Source organism: Catalinimonas alkaloidigena, assembly GCF_029504655.1.
Taxonomy (GTDB): domain Bacteria; phylum Bacteroidota; class Bacteroidia; order Cytophagales; family Cyclobacteriaceae; genus Catalinimonas; species Catalinimonas alkaloidigena.
In genome coordinates, this window is sequence record NZ_JAQFIL010000001.1 from 1,197,595 (window position 1) to 1,215,133 (window position 17,539).

The 17,539-nt window shown below is 41.0% G+C and carries 13 protein-coding genes; 9 read left to right on the forward strand and 4 right to left on the reverse strand.

Going from position 1 to position 17,539, the window contains the following annotated elements:
- Positions 1-298: 298 nt before the first annotated feature.
- Entirely contained in the window at positions 299-4,387 is a 4,089-nt protein-coding gene (locus tag OKW21_RS05055) for a CHAT domain-containing protein (protein WP_277477890.1), read from the forward strand.
- Here the strand turns inward: OKW21_RS05055 and OKW21_RS05060 are convergent.
- Together OKW21_RS05060 and OKW21_RS05065 are read right to left on the reverse strand one after the other, a co-directional pair.
- The gene (locus OKW21_RS05060; protein ID WP_277477893.1) at positions 4,384-5,691 is read right to left on the reverse strand and encodes a pyridoxal phosphate-dependent aminotransferase; all 1,308 of its coding nucleotides are present in this window, start codon (positions 5,689-5,691) and stop codon (positions 4,384-4,386) included. The genes OKW21_RS05055 and OKW21_RS05060 overlap by 4 nt on opposite strands.
- Before the next feature lie 321 nt (positions 5,692-6,012).
- The gene (locus tag OKW21_RS05065; protein WP_277477895.1) at positions 6,013-6,903 is read right to left on the reverse strand and encodes a hypothetical protein; all 891 of its coding nucleotides are present in this window, start codon (positions 6,901-6,903) and stop codon (positions 6,013-6,015) included.
- A 134-nt stretch (positions 6,904-7,037) separates the two neighbouring features.
- On the opposite strand from OKW21_RS05065, the gene OKW21_RS05070 reads away from it, so the two are divergent.
- Positions 7,038-7,160 (forward strand): hypothetical protein, encoded by a 123-nt coding sequence (locus OKW21_RS05070; protein WP_277477897.1) that lies wholly within the window; start codon positions 7,038-7,040, stop codon positions 7,158-7,160.
- Between the two features lie 347 nt (positions 7,161-7,507).
- Positions 7,508-8,563 (forward strand): M42 family metallopeptidase, encoded by a 1,056-nt coding sequence (locus OKW21_RS05075; protein ID WP_277477899.1) that lies wholly within the window; start codon positions 7,508-7,510, stop codon positions 8,561-8,563.
- A 74-nt stretch (positions 8,564-8,637) separates the two neighbouring features.
- Here OKW21_RS05075 and OKW21_RS05080 read toward each other — a convergent pair whose 3' ends face one another.
- Positions 8,638-9,474, reverse strand: a complete 837-nt coding sequence (locus tag OKW21_RS05080; RefSeq protein WP_277477901.1) for a phosphatase PAP2 family protein — start codon at positions 9,472-9,474, stop codon at positions 8,638-8,640.
- Between the two features lie 487 nt (positions 9,475-9,961).
- On the opposite strand from OKW21_RS05080, the gene OKW21_RS05085 reads away from it, so the two are divergent.
- From OKW21_RS05085 to OKW21_RS05105, 5 genes are all read left to right on the forward strand, one after another.
- Positions 9,962-10,681: an ABC transporter ATP-binding protein gene (locus OKW21_RS05085; RefSeq protein ID WP_277477904.1), complete on the forward strand. Its 720-nt coding sequence runs from the start codon at positions 9,962-9,964 to the stop codon at positions 10,679-10,681.
- A gap of 43 nt (positions 10,682-10,724) precedes the next feature.
- Positions 10,725-12,008 (forward strand): efflux RND transporter periplasmic adaptor subunit, encoded by a 1,284-nt coding sequence (locus tag OKW21_RS05090; RefSeq protein WP_277477906.1) that lies wholly within the window; start codon positions 10,725-10,727, stop codon positions 12,006-12,008.
- Positions 12,001-13,356, forward strand: coding sequence for an ABC transporter permease (locus tag OKW21_RS05095; RefSeq protein WP_277477909.1), 1,356 nt, complete (start codon positions 12,001-12,003; stop codon positions 13,354-13,356). The genes OKW21_RS05090 and OKW21_RS05095 overlap by 8 nt, the downstream gene beginning before the upstream one ends.
- A complete protein-coding gene (locus tag OKW21_RS05100; RefSeq protein ID WP_277477912.1) occupies positions 13,349-14,851 on the forward strand; it encodes a TolC family protein in 1,503 nt (500 codons plus the stop codon). Before OKW21_RS05095 ends, OKW21_RS05100 begins: the two co-directional genes overlap by 8 nt.
- Positions 14,852-15,137: 286 nt before the next feature.
- Positions 15,138-15,779, forward strand: a complete 642-nt coding sequence (locus OKW21_RS05105; protein ID WP_277477914.1) for a PQLLE family protein — start codon at positions 15,138-15,140, stop codon at positions 15,777-15,779.
- Between the two features lie 36 nt (positions 15,780-15,815).
- Here OKW21_RS05105 and OKW21_RS05110 read toward each other — a convergent pair whose 3' ends face one another.
- Complete coding sequence (locus OKW21_RS05110; RefSeq protein ID WP_277477917.1) at positions 15,816-16,733, reverse strand: cation diffusion facilitator family transporter; 918 nt, start codon at positions 16,731-16,733, stop codon at positions 15,816-15,818.
- Positions 16,734-16,903: 170 nt separating this feature from the next.
- On the opposite strand from OKW21_RS05110, the gene OKW21_RS05115 reads away from it, so the two are divergent.
- On the forward strand, positions 16,904-17,512 hold the full coding sequence (locus OKW21_RS05115; protein ID WP_277477919.1) for a superoxide dismutase: 609 nt from the start codon (positions 16,904-16,906) through the stop codon (positions 17,510-17,512).
- The last annotated feature ends 27 nt before the right edge of the window (positions 17,513-17,539 follow it).

Consider the following 17,539-nt stretch of genomic DNA (forward strand, 5'->3'; position numbering starts at 1 on the left):
TTACTGAATAGTTTCATTTTTCATACCGATACAAAAGTTTGTAAACATGGATATAAGAATAATACAATGTTGATAAATCAAAATTTAATGTTTGAATAGTTATATTTATAACGTTTAAACAGAATTTTCTTTTAATTTAAATAATTAATTTAATACTAAATATTAATTGGTTTATAAATTTTGTAATTGGTATATCTATTTCTCCAAACCCAATAATAAGTTTGTGTAATTGAACAAAAAATTGAATTTAAGTTGTTTGCTTTGAGGTTAAATGAAAATGCAATCCCCTGGTTCTACCATGAAAAAAATATTTTTGATCATATTATTTTTCTTCCCCTTGTTAGGTTATACCCAGCACCGGGAGGAGGATTATGAGCAAGTTAAAAATCTTTATGAGGATCGGAAGTATGAAGAAGCTTTATCTCTGGGGGTTCAATATTTAGCCAGTGCCAAACAGCAAGCAGGGGTAAAAAGTGCTATACATGCACAATACCTTAAGTTGTTAGTACTCATCAGTTATTCAGCCGGTTGGAATGAACAGGGTAGAGAATATGCGCAACAGGAGGTAGCTCTAAGAAAGCTACTCAATGAGCAGCCGCCAAAAGCTTATGCTGAGTCTCTTTACAATCTGGCAGTACTTAAACTAAACAATGACGATCCTTTTACAGCAATACAGCTGTTTGAGCAATCTGAAAAATTGTTTCAAAGTCTGGAAGGAGAGCAGGATGAGCTAAGTCAGTTACATTTATTTTTAGCAGATGCTTATATCCAAGCTCATCAATATCAACAGGCAGATAGTTTATTAGTCAGCATGAAGTCCAATCTATCTGAAGGTACAGAAGAGGGGGTTCAATACTATCTCGCATTTAAAAAAAGTAAGAAAGCCGGTGAGGTCACATCGTTAGATTATCTGGAGCAAGCCGTTCATTGCTTTGAAGGAAGCACCGACAAAAATACGCTAATATTTAAAGGAGAAACATTATATGCGATGGCCTCAGAGTATTTGTTGAGAGAAGACTTTGACAAAGCATTTGAGTGCTATGCTGACTTAAACAAGCTGTTTGAAAACAATCAGTTGAAGGATAGCCTTCGGTGGGCTTCTGTGCTCAATAATCTAGGAAGGTTATCTTTAAAGATTCGCCCTGAAGAAGCAAGAGCGTGGTTAAAACAGGCCTACACTATAAATGTCCAATTTACCAGGCCTGAAGATGACAGGCTTTGGGCCAGTATTGATAATTACGCAATGGCCCTCTATGAACAAGGAAAAGCGGAGGATGCAATACAGCTTTATAACCAGCATCAGGCATTACTCACAGACACTACAGGGGTAGTTGATATGGCTTATGTGTCAGCGCTTAACAACAAGGCGCTGATTCATAAAGATAAAGGTGAGTCTGAAACAGCGCTTGACTGTCTTTATCAGGCAGAAAAAATACTAAACCAATTAGACTTAAAAAGTAAAAGTGAACAGTTAAGGGTAGCTACGCTTTACTATAATTTTGCACGAACTTATCAGGAACTGACTCAGCACGACAGTGCTATTTATTATTACAAGCGGTCAACTGAAATCAGTAAGCTTGCAAATGCCAGCTTGAGCTCAGAATATCTTGCTGCAATCACTGGAATGGCAGCATTGTATCAGGATATAGGACTATTTACCGAATCTGAAATATTCTATCAGGAAGCATTACGGATTCAAAATACCCTCGGAGGTAAGGAGAATAATGTTTATGCTAGTATTCTGAGTAATTATGCCCTCCTGCATCAGGAAAAAGGTGACTTTAAAAATGCTAAACAAACTTTTGATGAGGCACTGAGCATCAAAAGGCAGCTGTTGGGCTTAGACCACCCAGAGTATATTGCGGTATTGTCCAATCTTGGATTACTTGCCTTGGAGCAGGCTAATTACGAGCAAGCCAGAAGGATGCTGGAAACTGTACTGATCAAAAACGAAAATTTATATGGTGAAATGCATCCTTTGGTTGCACAAAACCTGAGTAATCTGGCAAGGCTTGAAGTAGCTTTAGGAAGTTATCCTGAAGCAGAACCCTTGTTAAAACAAGCATTAGATATTCAGAAAAGTATCTATTCTGAAAACCACCCTGCTTACGCAATTACAGCAATTGAAATGGCTAATTTTTATATGCAGTTGGGTAATTATGATGCCGCTGAACCCCTACTTATGAAAAGTAGAGATGTGTTGCGAAAAAGTTATGGCAGATATCATCCGGATTATGCTACTGCTACACAAAACTTGGCTTCACTGTATGAAATCAAGGGAAATAATCAGCTAGCTGAGAATTACCTGCTTGAGACCCTGGAAATTGATGAACAAACTTTGGGTAAGCAACATCCGTCTTACGCGATAGCATTAAACAGTCTGGCATCATTTTACCAAAATAATGACGACCTGAGCAAAGCTGAACCATTGCTGAAAGAAGCCCAGCTTATCTGTCAAAATAGCCTGGGAAAAGAGCACCCTTTATATTCTACTATTCTATTGAACCTTTCGCTTCTCTACCAAGATCTGGAAGCGTATGAAAGAGCAGCTCCTTTATTAGATGAAGTGGTCTCATTAAGAGCAAAGCTTTTAGGGAAACAGCATCCCGATTATGCCTATGCTTTGTATGGAAAAGCTGTAAATAGCTATCGGCTTAAGCAATACACAGAGGTGGAGGGACTATTTGAAGAAGTAATAAACTTGTATTCATTGCAACTCAAGGAGTATTTTCCTGCTTTAAGCGAAAAGGAGAAGAGTGCGTTTTATCAGCGCATTGAACCTGTGCTAAACTCCTATAGAGATTTCGCGATGAACATGAATCTAAAAGAAGGCCTGATTTCCCCGCAAAGTCAACAGAAACTACTATCAAAGCTCTATAATTTGCAGCTGATCACGAAAGCTATGTTATTGGATGCATCCAGCCGTATTCGCAGAAGTATTTTTCAAAGTGGTGACGAAGATTTGATTGAGCTCTATGAAGAATGGTTGCTGAAAAAAGAACAGCTGGCAAAATATTACACATTATCTTCTCAGGAGCTAACCAATAGAAAGTTGAATATCAGCGCCGTGGAGGAAGATGCCAATGAGCTTGAGAAAAAGCTTTCTGCAAGTTCTCAAATATTTGCAAGAAGTCTGGAAAACCGTATGCTTACCTGGAAAGATGTGCAAAGCAGACTTCAACCGGGTGAAGCCGCCGTTGAAGTGCTACGCATCAGTAAAAATCAGGAGCAACCGATCGTATATATTGCACTAATCGTAGAGCCTGGTCAGGCCTCTCCAAAGCTTACAGTACTACCGGATGGTCAGGCTATGGAAACCAAGAACTTCAATTACTACAAAAACGCCATTGAATATCATATTGAAGATGAACTTTCTTATGCACTGTACTGGAGGGGTATAGGTGAAGCATTGTCTGCTGAGGTTAAAACTGTCTATTTTGCTCCGGATGGTGTCTATAATAAAATCAGCTTGAACAGTCTTTATAATCAAAATAGCAAGACTTTTTTATTAGATGAAATAAACCTTCGTATGCTTAGCAGTACCCGGGAGCTTACTGAAGATGTGTCTGAGGGTAGAACAGATCCGTACAAGGAGGCGCTGATTCTAGGATACCCCGATTATCAGCTGGATTTATTGAGCCAGGCTGAAGTACCATATCTAAGGGATGGTAATGGTGTATTTATTGATGGAGGGGAGTTTAAGTGGAATAAGAGCAGTCAAAAGGAAGACTATAACTTGCACCCATTGCCTGGCACCAGAGTAGAAGTGAACACCATAGAGAGAATGATGCAGGCAAAGAATTGGAGAGTAAAAAAATTAACTGAAGCACAGGCAAAAGAAGAAGCAATCAAGCAGGTACTTATGCCTGATGTATTACACTTTGCCACGCATGGTTATTTTCTGAGCGATTTACCGCTTGAGGTGGATCAGCGGGCCTTCGGTATTCATATGCAAAATGTGTCTGCTAACCCCTTGTTACGTTCAGGCTTACTATTGGCAGGCGCTGCCAGTGTTTTGAGAAATGCGGATAGCCTGAATCTGGAAATGGAAGATGGCGTGCTTACTGCCTACGAGGCTATGAACCTCAATTTGAGCGGTACTGATCTTGTGGTTCTTAGTGCTTGTGAAACGGGGCTGGGAGAAGTGAAAAATGGTGAGGGTGTTTATGGATTGCAACGGGCATTCCTGGTGGCTGGCGCAAAGAGTGTATTGATGAGTTTGTGGAAAGTTGACGATGCATCTACAACAGAACTGATTTCACTTTTTTACGAAAACTGGTTATCAGGACAAAGCAAATCCCTCGCGCTTTTAAATGCACAACGGACGATGAGGGAAAAATATGAAGAACCCTATCACTGGGCTGGCTTTGTTCTCATAGGTCGTTAAGCCCGTGTAAATTCCTTAACAGCATCCCGGATTCTGTTAAAAGTTTCCACAAGTATTTCTTCGTTATTCTCCAGCAAAGTTACCCTGAAACCCTGCAAGTCAGAACAAAAAGATGATATAGGAACTACACATACCCCTTTAGCAGCCAATAGTGAATAAACAAAACGTTTGTCCAGCGGCATATCCGGCTCAGCGTCCAGCCAGCTATTCAGTAGAGAGGCTACTGCAGGATCATCAATTTTCAAACTTTGGTGAGGTGAAAGTACCCCTTCCTTAAAGATAATGGTATTGTAAAAAGCCCCATAGGTGGGATTGAAGGTAATCTCAGGGATGTCTTGTAACATCTCTGTGATAATAGCGCTTCTTCTGCCGATTGCGTTGTTAAATTCAATACGATACTCTGGATATCTAGGACTACCCATAATTCGTGGAATAGCCATTTGAGGTAATTTGGTAGAACATACCTCTATCATTTTGGCATTTTCTAAAGTAGAGCAGTACTTGCTGAACTCAGTTGAGTTGTCCCGGTTGTAAAACTCCATCCAGCCACAGCGTGAGCCGGGCCAAGGCAGTTCTTTAGAGATTCCTTTCATAGAAATACCGGGCAGATCTTCTATAATATCTGCTAAAGCAATGTGTTTAGCACCATTATATGTGATGTTCAGGTAAATTTCATCGGCCACCAGGAAGAGGTCAAATTCACGGGCAATCTCCACCATTTGCTGCAAAATTTCCAGCGGATATACCACACCCGTAGGATTATCGGGATTGATCACCAGTATGCCCACAATATTAGGATTGTACTTCACCTTCATGTACAAATCATCCATGTCGGGATACCAGTTATTGTTGGGGTCCAACTGATAGGTAATTGGATGGTGGTTGGCATGAGAAGCTTCGGCAGAGGAATGCGTAGAGTAGGAGGGAGAAGGGCCTATCACTCTGGAAGTAGGCACCAGGTATTGATAAAGTTTGGAGATACCATCGCCCAGCCCATTGAAGAAAAGAATATCATCTGCGGTAATCTGTGCACCATTTCGCTGATTATTGAGCCTGGCTAGAAATTCACGGGTCTCCAACACGCCTTTGGAGTCGCAATAGCCATAAGTGGTATTTTCCTTAAGAAGCTCAGCGATGATCTCTTTGATCCATTCAGGAACCTGATAATTCTTTTGGATAGGATCTCCTATATTTTCCCAGAAAATGGGCTTGCCTAGCTTTTGTAATTGCTGTGCTTTTCTAACAATTCCACGGATTTCGTAACTCAATTCCTTTGCGCCTTCGCTCAATAACCTTTGTCTCATGATCTGCTTCTAATCCCTTACTTTTTGTGATTTTGATGAATTGCCTATAAAATTGAGAAAATAATCCGACTTTCTAACAGATTAGCTAATAAAATGGCCCTTTTTTGCTACTGAATGGATGTAATGTTCTGTGGTATGCCTCACCTCCTTATGTGTCACCTACTATTTCATTGCCCCAATGGATTGCCCCTACGGCCCTTAGGTTGGCAGAGAAGACACTGAAAATGATAATGAAAAAATGCAGTTTCCTGTGGCAGCTGCTTACAGGAAAGATTGAGGGAGGTGAATGGCATATTCAGGTGAGTATATTTGTATACCAAATTACATACTATAAAAATCTACACTCATGGAGCGAACAAGGATAGCGCTTAAGAAAGCCAGCCGGATAAGGTCCATGCGCTCTTCTTCTTTTACGGTCTTGCTGAACAAGAGGTAAGGAGTTATGCGGTCTTTTTTATTGAGGATAATATAGTTGGGATTACTTTGAAAGATTGCTATCGGCTCTGCTTCCAGCATGATAAGTGATGCAAAATGGCTACCACTGCTCAGTATGGTGTATAAGTTTCCGCGAAGCACCGCGATCAGCTGAAAATTATAGTGCATCTGGCCTGCTTCATATTTTTTTAACTTATCTCTCACCTGGCTTTGTTCCTCACCGATACGTGCCAGCCAGGACATACTGGCAGTATCATCCTCGAGATTGGTGATCAGGGTAAAACCACCCAGAGAATCGCCTTGACTAAGAATGAGTCCATATGCACCACGACTCCAGTCTACATACACTCCCTTCTGTGTCTCCACGCTGCTGCTGCCATCGTCATTTTCTACACGTTCCCTATTTTTCATATACGCTCCGTGAAAGAAAAGAGGAACCTGCCAGGTATAGGCTGGGTCAGCAAACTTAATCTCGTTTTCCGATACCCATAATGCATCCTCTGTTGAACTGGTACTAAAGCCTGTCAATAAGGTGAAAGTCCCCTCTCTCAGGTTTGCCCAGAATTTTCTCGGAACATAGCTCACAGCTTCAGGCGCCCTGTTGATGAGAGAGATTTCGCTCACTATGGTATGGTTTACCTGGTATCTAGGCTTGAGCGACTTAAGCTTAGAAATGGAAATGGAATCAAATTCGGCAAGTATGTGCTGAGCTGAAATGTTTACAGCGGAGAGAAGCATGACAGCATACAGAACGAACATAAGTTTTCTGATGGACATGGCTTGGGTGGGGTGAGGGGAAATTCACTCCCTTTGTGTGTATAATAAAGCTAATCAAATACTGAATACGTTGTATCATACAGGACCAGATTTAATTCAAGAGTAATCCCTTACTTCAGTATTGCCCCTGGTAATTGCTGCGCAATGCGCAGATAGACATATTGGATAAGTGGATGCGCGACTTTATGAAAGTAGCCAGTGTGGCCCTGGACGAATCTCCTCAGCAATCAGAAGCCCCGAACAAAGTAGTGCTATGATGAATTGTACTTTCCCTGATACAATTCAAACGACTTCACAAGTCTTATCAGGTTCCCTACTGGATGAAAGACCCTTCCTTTTCTGTCATCCTGGAGGGATCTTTTGTGTTAAGAGTATAATAAAAAAACTAAGTCTAATTGTATTTGCTAGCAAGTCCCAACCCCAAATCATTTTACTCATCCTGCTATCGGCTCAAGTTCGAATAAATTTCCTTTTGAAGGACTACCTATTATTTTCAGTCAGGATGGTTTTGATTCTATACTTGGTGGCTAAAGACTAGCAGCCTTTCTTTTTTGCTTTCATCCTGCTAGATTACCGAAAATTGTAAACAGAGATTTTTTTCCCTATGAGTATTAACGTATCCTTATTAAAAGACATATGTGAGATAGCCGGCGCACCCGGCTTTGAGTCCCGTATTCGGAATCTAGTCATCAAAGAAGTAGAACCACTGGTGGATAGCCTGGAAGTGGACAATATGGGCAGCGTAGTGACTGTCAAGAAAGCCAAAAATAATCCTGACGGCAAAAAGGTAATGATCGCCGCCCATATGGATGAGATCGGCTTTATCGTCACCCACATTGATGATAAAGGTTTCCTGCGCTTTCATACTTTGGGTGGATTTGATCCCAAAACACTGACCGCGCAGCGGGTAGTGGTGCATGGCAAGAAGGATCTCATCGGCGTAATGGGCAGTAAGCCTATTCACGTGATGAGTCCTGAAGAAAGAAACAAAAACCCCAAGCTTAGCGACTATTTCATTGATCTGGGCATGAATGCTGACGAGGTAAAAGAGATCGTGAAGGTTGGGGATCCCATTACCCGTGAAAGAGAACTGGTAGAGATGGGAGAGTGCGTCAACTGCAAGTCTATAGATAACCGCGTGTCGGTCTTTATCCTGATAGAAACGCTGCGACAGTTACAGGAAGTGCCCTATGATGTCTATGGCGTATTTACCGTACAGGAAGAAGTGGGGCTGAGAGGTGCCAATGTGGCTGCGCATAATATCAATCCAGATTTCGGCATCGGACTGGATACAACTATCGCTTTTGACCTGCCCGGAGCGCAGGCACATGAGAAGATTACCAATCTCGGTGAGGGTGCGGCCATCAAAGTCATGGATGCCTCAGCCATTGCCGACTACCGCATGGTAGAATTCCTGAAAGAGACTGCCGAGAAGAACAATATCAAATGGCAGCCTGAGATTTTGACTGCCGGAGGTACCGATACTGCGGGCATACAGCGTATGGGTAAGCAGGGAGCCATCGCGGGAGCCATATCCATACCTACACGTCATCTTCACCAGGTGATTGAGATGGCCAACAAAAAAGACATAGATGCCTGCATCCAACTGCTGAAAGCTTCACTGGAAAGTCTGGATAAGTTTGATTGGAAACATCGGTAATGGTAGTATGATAGTTCTAAGTGTTATGGCTTTCTCTATTTATAACAAATATAACACTTAGAACTATTGTACTCTCAAAAAACAAACACCAGCTTAAACATCTGACTGGCTTGTGGGTCAAGGTGGAAGCCCTTGGTATTTGTTTCCAAATTTTTTCCTTTGGTCGTTTCATGTAGGCGGGGAATAAAATAGCCGAGTGCAGCTCCTATCACATATCCGGTGAGGATATCAGTGATATAATGCTTACCGGCGGCATATCTGAAGTAGCCAGTAGCAGCGGGCCAGGCAATCGCCCCTGCCCAGATCACTTTACGTGTGGTAGGATTATCTATGTACTGTGAGAGTACCTGCGCAGAAAAAAAAGAAAGCGCAGCGGTATAGGAAGTATGTCCGGAGAAGAAGGAGAGATTATTGTCTTCCTGTATTCTCTCCTCAAAAGGAACGTCAGCATTATGCGTAAACGGTCGTGGACGACTGACCAATACTTTACTAAGCCCCGTAAACGTCTCATTGAGAAGTATTGTTTCCAGCAGCATTACACTGATAATCCCAAATTCCTGACGGGCATCCTTAATGAGCAAAGGAGCTAGAGGAAATAAATATGATACGTTTAAAAATACATCACTGGCAATACGTGCGTCCTGGTTATAGTTTTCTGTTGCGGGTAAATCAAAACCTAAAAGGTGATCACGATTTAGTTCAATGATCTGCATTGAATCAAGTGGGCTCTGATTGACTCTAAGTACCAGGCTGCTAACTGTGCCAAGTGTTCCGGTAGTGAGCAGTGGTATTTCTTTATCAGGTGATAATCGGTAGGCTTTTTCCTGTGCTTGTGACGGTGATTTTGGTAAGAAAACTACCAACAAAAGGTAGAGACTGAATAATAAAGTGTTTTGTTTAAAAAATTTCATGAACTTTTGGGAACGGTCTTGTAATTTTGGAAAAAAATGATATAATCATAAGTACTATATTTACCTAACTGTTTACCTAAACTATTAAATATTTCATGCTCAAGAGATTTATGGTGCTGATTGTATTATGTATTGTTTTGTTCGTGTTATCAAATACTGTTGCTCACGCCAGCCCACCAGCTACAGTTTCATCCTCGTACTTTGTGAATAATCATCAGATACCCATCCACTTGGATACAAGTTTCACAAATAAATTGCCGGACTCTAATTAATTTATAAGTATTTGCCCTCAGGCTGAAGAAGGTTATTTTTCAGGAGCTTAATATATTATTTTCAATACTTGGCAGAAAATAACGTTAAAAAGATAGATAAATCTTTTATTTTTCATAAGTTAGATAACTAAAAGCTTAGTTAAGCAGCAGTTGACTCTGCTGACTCTTAGCATGCGTTTTTTTACTCTAACCTGAACTACCATAGCCTCAACTACATGAAGCCTATTATTGAAACTAATGCTATTGCCAAGTTTTACCACATGGGGGAAGAGGAGATTCATGCCCTGGAATCCATTTCTATCAAAGTAGATCGTGGAGAGTACGTAGCTTTTATGGGGCCTTCCGGCTCAGGAAAGTCTACGCTAATGAATATTATCGGTTGTCTGGATACACCTACTTCTGGCACTTATTTTTTAAATGATCAAAATGTCAGTCACATGAGTGAAAATGAGCTGGCTACGGTGCGTAACAAAGAAATTGGCTTTGTTTTTCAGACTTTCAACTTGCTACCTCGCTCATCTTCACTGGATAATGTTGCCCTACCTTTAATATATGCTGGTATCAATAAGTCAGAAAGGCAAGATAGAGCGTTGCAGGCGCTGGAAAGCGTGGGACTGGGAAGTAGAGCTTATCACAAACCTAACGAACTTTCCGGTGGACAGCGGCAGAGAGTCGCTATTGCCAGAGCATTGGTAAACAACCCCAGTATCATACTGGCAGATGAGCCCACCGGTAATCTGGATACCAAAACTTCATATGATGTGATGGATCTTTTTCAGGACCTGCACGATCAGGGAAATACCATCATTATGGTTACGCATGAAGATGATATAGCGCATTATTCACATCGCATCATCAGGCTTAAAGATGGCCTAATAGAAAAAGATGAAGTCAACACCGAGATCAGAAGAAGTAGCATAGAAAAATCTGTGTAAATATATATTCATATTCGTCAGCACTTTCAATACAAAACCTATCATGTTAAAAAAAATTCTTATTCCATTGATTATACTGATCGTGGCGGTCAGTGCTTACTACTACTTTGATGATCAAGGTAATGAAGAGACAGGTGATATTCTTACTGAGGTAAAACGTACAAGCCTGAAAATAGATGTTACTGTTTCCGGAGAGCTACAGGCAAGAAATTCTGTAGAAATCAGAGGCCCTATGGGTATGCAGAGAGCGCGAATCTACCAGGCTAATATCGAAGATATTGTTCCTGAAGGTACAGTGGTGGAAAAAGGTGATTATGTAGCAAGACTCGATAATTCTGAATTAAGCGAACGTATTAGCAGCGAAGAGCTGGATATGCAGGAAAGCCAGAATGCTTTCGAGCAAACACAAATAGATACTGCCATTACACTGCGTGAGCAGAGGGAGAAGATGATTACGCTGGGTTATGAAATGGAACAGAAAAAACTCACGCTGGAGCAATCTCAGTACGAACCCCCGGCAACAATCAAACAGGCAGAACTGGAACTGGAAAAAGCCAAGCGTGCGATGGAGCAGGCGAAACAAGAATATAATTTGCTGCTGAGAAAGAGTAAAACTCAGATGGCGCAAGCTAGTGCTGATTTGCAGGATGATCGAATGGATGTAAACAGGCTGAAAGAGCTAAATACTGAGTTTGTAATTCGCGCCCCTGAAAACGGAATGGTAATCTATGAAAGAGAGCGGGATGGTCGTAAGAAAGGCAAAGGTTCACAGGTTCGTGCCTGGGATCCGGTGGTAGCAACGCTTCCTGATCTTTCGTCTATGATTTCCAGGACCTATGTAAACGAAGTAGACATCAGCAGGATCAATGTTGGCCAGCAGGTAGAAATAGGCCTGGACGCTTTTCCTGAAAAAAGACTTACTGGAGAGGTAACAGATGTAGCCAATGTGGGGGAGCAAAGACCAAATTCAGATGCTAAAGTGTTTGAGGTTTCTATACGAGTAAACGAAAGTGATACTACCCTTCGCCCTGCCATGACAACCAGTAATATGATCATTACAAATTTCATGGAAAATGTGCTGGTCGTGCCCCTGGAGGCAATTCAGAGTCAGGGAGACACGCTGGTGTATGTATTTAAGAGAAGTGGCCTTACCACAGTAAAACAGCAAGTAGCACTTGGCCCGAAAGGTAATGATGTGGCAGTAGTAAGCCGTGGCTTAGAAGAAGAAGATGTCATTTATCTGTCTATTCCGGATAATCCAGATGACAAAAGAATTGCTTACCTGGATGAAGAACCACAACCATTAACTGAGGTAGGAAATGAATGAAAAGATAGTTGGGAATTTTAGTATTGCGCTGGAAGCTATTCTGGCTAACAAGCTTCGTTCTTTCCTTACTGCTTTGGGCATTATCTTCGGTGTGGCGGCTGTAATCGCCATGCTGGGTATTGGTGCCGGAGCACAGGAAGAGATACTGGAACAGATCAAACTGGTAGGTGTAAATAATATCATAGTACAACCAGTGGTTGAGCAGACGGAAGAAGAAGTAAATGAAAGCAGTAATATTGCTAATCAGAAGCCCAAGTTCTCCCCGGGGCTTACCATGCTGGATGTGAACAGCATTCAGGAGATCATTCCTGGCATCAGCACGATTAGTCCGGAGATAATAATGGATAAACATATCATCAAAAATGGTATCCGTCGTTCGGCCAAACTGGTAGGTGTAGAGAAAAGCTATTTTGGGCTGGCTAATTTCCGCTTAGGGTATGGAGAGATGTTTTCTGCCAAGCAGATTGAAGAAGGAGAACCCGTTTGTATTATTGGTAAATCCATTGAGGATAGGTTTTTTAGCGAAGAAGATCCTCTGAATAAAATGATCAAAGTGGGTAATCAGTGGCTGAAAGTGATCGGGGTGTTAGAACGTCGTTTGATTTCTCAGGAAAATATTAATCGCTTGGGGATCAGGGATTATAATATGGATGTTTATGTGCCTATTAGCACGATGCTCATCAGGTACAGAGATCGTTCTCTTATTACACAAACCCAGATTCAGGAAGCTAACAGCAGGAATACACAAAGCGATGATACAGAAACTACTGATGAGGAGTTTATGGAAAGTAGGAATTACCATCAGTTGGATCGCTTGGTAATCAGAGCGGACGAAACAGAATCATTAAGCAAGATTGCCGATGTATTATCCAGGATGCTACAGCGGCGCCATTTCGGGGTTGTTGACTATGAAATTGCCATACCTGAACTTTTGATCAAACAGCAACAAAGGACCAACCAGATATTCAATTTTGTATTGGGAGCATTGGCTGGAATTTCCTTACTGGTTGGTGGAATTGGTATCATGAATATCATGCTGGCCTCGGTGATGGAGCGGATCAAAGAAATTGGCCTCAGATTGGCAGTCGGGGCGCAGAAGTCAGATATCATCCTGCAGTTCCTTTTTGAAGCCATGCTGATCAGTCTTGCCGGAGGCTTGATTGGTGTTATTTTAGGAATGCTGATCGCTATGGGTATTTCCAACATCGCTGACATACCTACCGTAATTACTCTTACTTCAATTATGCTTTCTTTCGGTGTAGCCGCAACAGTCGGCCTTATTTTTGGAATCGCACCTGCCCGAAAAGCAGCTAACCAAGATCCTATAACCTCACTTAGATATGAATAAACGCCTTTGTTATAAGCTAATATTTGTCAACCTAAGCCTAATTTTTTTCTTTCACTCAAGTACAGCACAGGAAAGCCCTCAAATTGTTCAGGAATATACATTAGAGGAAATCATCACTCTTGCTAAAGAACAATCGCCTTCCTCATTATTCGCGGAGACCAGAAAGCAAAACCGTTTTTGGGCATATCGTTCTTTTATGTCTGAATATCGCCCACAACTCTATTTGAGTGGGGATTTTCCATTCTATCAGCGTAGCAACAATCCTATTACACAACCTGATGGAAGTATAGAGTTTAGAAGAGTCAATCAGAACCTTACCAGTCTCAACTTAGGTGTAAGGCAGGTGATCGGGCTTACTGGCGGTAGTATTTTCATAGAGTCAGAAATGCAGCGTTTTGACAATTTTGAAACGGATCAAACAACATATAGCGGTAATCCGGCAGTCATAGGCTTTGAGCAGCAGCTTTTTGGATTTAATCCGTATAAATGGGATAAAGAAATAGCACCTCTTCAGTATGAGGAATCCCTGAAAGAATATGCTGAAGATATGGAAGAACTTTCTATTCAGGCTACTAATCTGTTTTTTGATGTATTGCTTGCGCAGATCAACCTGGAACTCGCTGAAAAAAACCTTTCCAGCAATGATACGGTATACCAAATTTCTGAAGGACGTTATAATCTGGGGAAAATAGGAGAGAATGAGCTGTTAAGAGTAGAGTTTAATGTGATGAAATCTAGGCAGGAGGTAGCCCAGGCACGTCTGGATTTGGAAACCAGTACCCTAAGGCTAAGATCTTTCATCGGACTTAATAATACCGAAAGTTTTGTATTGGCTCTACCGGATGATATTCCCGAATTTGAAGTGAATGAGCAGACGGCGATTAGCGAAGCGCTCAAAAATAATCCTAATACCGTAGAGTTTGCCCGTCAGATAAAAGAAGCAGAACGAGATATGGCAGAAGCCAAAGGAAATACTGGGCTAAACGCTTCTTTGGAAGCTACTTACGGGCTTACTAATCGCGCGGATGACTTTCCCGACATTTACAACAATCCTGAGAATCAGCAACGGCTGGGCGTAAGCTTTTTTATCCCTATTGTGAACTGGGGAAGGCAAAAGTCAATTGTCAAAACACAGGAAGCGCTTTTGAACCTTACCCAGTACCAGGTGGATCAGGAGAGGATCAATTTTGAGCAGGAAGTGTATACCCAGGTGAAGACCTATCAAATGTTACGCAATAAGGTAGAGATTACTGAAATATCAAATGATATTGCTGCCCGTAAATATGAAATTACCAAACAACGATACCTGATTGGTAAGATTAATATTACTGATCTGATTATCTCTTTGCAAGAGAAAGACCAGGCGAGAAGAGACTATATTCAGGCGCTTAACGATTTTTGGACTGATTATTATAACCTAAGAGCGCTTACGCTTTATGATTTTGAAGCTGGACAATCTCTATTAACCCCTGATATTATGCAGGGTTACGAATAAGCAAAGATACTGTCTAATTAAATGGTAAGGGCTGGAGAAACTTTCTAGCCCTTTTTATTTGCGTATTCAGATGTAACATTCTGAATTATTTACCGGCAATTTATTGGCCTGGTATATTCATTTTTGATACTTTGAGCATAAAGCCAGGTTGAATAGGCATTCAATAACGGGTTTGAGGCCAATTTAGAGGGAGTTGGTTTAAATTCTTTCAAAAGTACTAACCCACAAAATTCAGCACGTTTACCATCGCAAATATATTGTATTTTAGCAGGAAAAAATTTAATATATGATAGTTTACGATGTGGAAGCTTTTTTGGGAAAAGTAAGTACAATGATAGAGAGTGCCTTAAACAAGCCTGAAATTCAAAATAAATTAGAATCGTATAATTATGACCTGGATCAATTAGTAACCGGTCGTGATCTACTAGAAGAATTAATCAAACTACAGGAGCATTTCCAGAGAGAATATGGCAGGAAAAGCAAGTTTTTTGAAATGATCAAAAGAGATCAAAAGTTCGCATTTGATACCTACATGCGTCATCAAAAGCTCATTTATCAGGCTTTAAAAGATTCCCCAGGTTTGAAAGAGGCATTACATTTTAACGAAAATACCGCGGATGTTGCTGAAGGATGGCTTAATCAGGCGAGTGTTTTTTATAAAAAAGTGGGTTTTATTGTAAAAGATTTTAGTGTATATGATCTGGATGATTCAGAGCTTTTGCAAAGTCGTGCAATGATAGAAGCCCTCAAAGATGCTAAAATTATGGAGCGAAAAATCCAACAGAAGGCACAGGAAGCGATAGTACAAAGAGATAAAGTCTTAAACGTATTACAACAGTGGGTTTATCAATTCAATAGCATTGCTCAAATCGCTCTCCATGATGATTTGCTGAGTTTGGAATCATTGGGTATTGAGCTGGAGTCCTGAATTGTTCAGTAAGATTGACAAAAAGTGTTGATCCAATTACAAATTCCTACGGCTTAGGCCAAATTTTTCGTCTACCTCATAATTTCCTTTGGGCTCAATGTGTATCATGATGTCGTACACATTTTCCAGTCGTTCTTTGATCTCCTGCTCTACGGCGATACTGATTTTATGTGATTCTGCCACGCTCAAACGTGCATCTACCTCAATGTCCAGGTCAATAAGGTAAAGATTTGACATTTTACGGATGCGAGCCCGATGTGGGTTATGAGCCCCTTTTACAGCATCTGCTGCCTCAAACACCTTTTCATATGCAGAGGTGTCGTCCACACCGTCCATTAGCTCAGTATTTGATTCCATGAATATTTTGAAACCAATACGTAAAATCCACAGACTTACGCCGATTGCTATAACTGTGTCTATGATAGGCATTTTCAGCAGGAGCGTAACTGCAATGCCAATCAGTACAGAAAGCGAAAGTATAATATCTGCTCGCATATTTTTGGCATTAGCGATCAACATACTGCTATTGGTCTTTTTTCCGACCTTGAACTGCCAACTGGCCATCAAAAATTTTACGAGCATAGAAAATACAGTAGCGTATACTGCAAGCATATCAGGTAAATCACGCTGAACACCGCTGATCAGGTCTTTTACATTTACATAAAACAGTTGTGCGCCGGCAAAAAATATAAAGAATGAAAGGAATTTGCTGGCAATAGTTTCAGCACGCTGGTATCCGTAAGGATATTTCACAGAGGGAGGTTTTTGACTGATTCGCGCCGTAAAGAGGATAATCACATAAGTAGCTACATCTGAAAGAGTATCTATACCATCTCCTATTACCGCCTGACTGTTCGCTGTGAAGCCAACTACCATTTTGATCAGCGCGAGTAATGCATTCCCAACTATGCCTACCCAGGCTGCTCGGATAATTTTATCAATTCTATCTGACACCTCAATCCTATTTAAAAAAACAAGCTTATTCGTTTAGGCCGACAAAAGTACGCACTAAGTTTTGTAAAAAAATAATGATTTTGAATAGTCGTTTATATAAATTGTAGAGACAAAGATCATTTCAATGATGATTTTTTTAATATTTTTTTAAACCTTAAATAAACAAACCAATGGCATTCCAATTACCTGACTTACCTTACTCTTCTGACGCACTTGAGCCTCATATCGATGCCAAAACTATGGAAATCCACCATGATAAACACCATGGCGGTTATGTGACTAAACTTAACAAAGCAATTGAAGGGACTCCCCAGGCTGATATGTCTTTGGATGACCTGATGAAGAGCATAGGAAGTTTGTCCACCGCTGTACGTAATAATGGGGGAGGACATTATAATCACTCTCTTTTCTGGACAGTCTTATCTCCTGATGGAGGTGGAAAGCCCAGTGGTGAATTAGCTGAGGCTATTGACAAGGCTTACGGCTCATTTGACAGTTTCAAAGAAGAATTTAATAATGCTGCCGCTACCCGTTTCGGTTCAGGTTGGGCCTGGTTGATTGTTGAGCCTGGCGGTTCACTTAAAATTACCTCAACGCCTAACCAGGACAATCCTGCTATGGAGATTGCCGAAGTGAAAGGAACACCTATCCTGGGCTTAGATGTGTGGGAACACGCTTACTATTTAAATTATCAAAACAAACGTCCCGAATATATTTCAGCCTTCTGGAATGTGGTAAACTGGGATGAAGTAAGCAAGCGCTACTCAGCAGCCAAGTAAGGAAAAGTAAATCTATAATTGTGACCC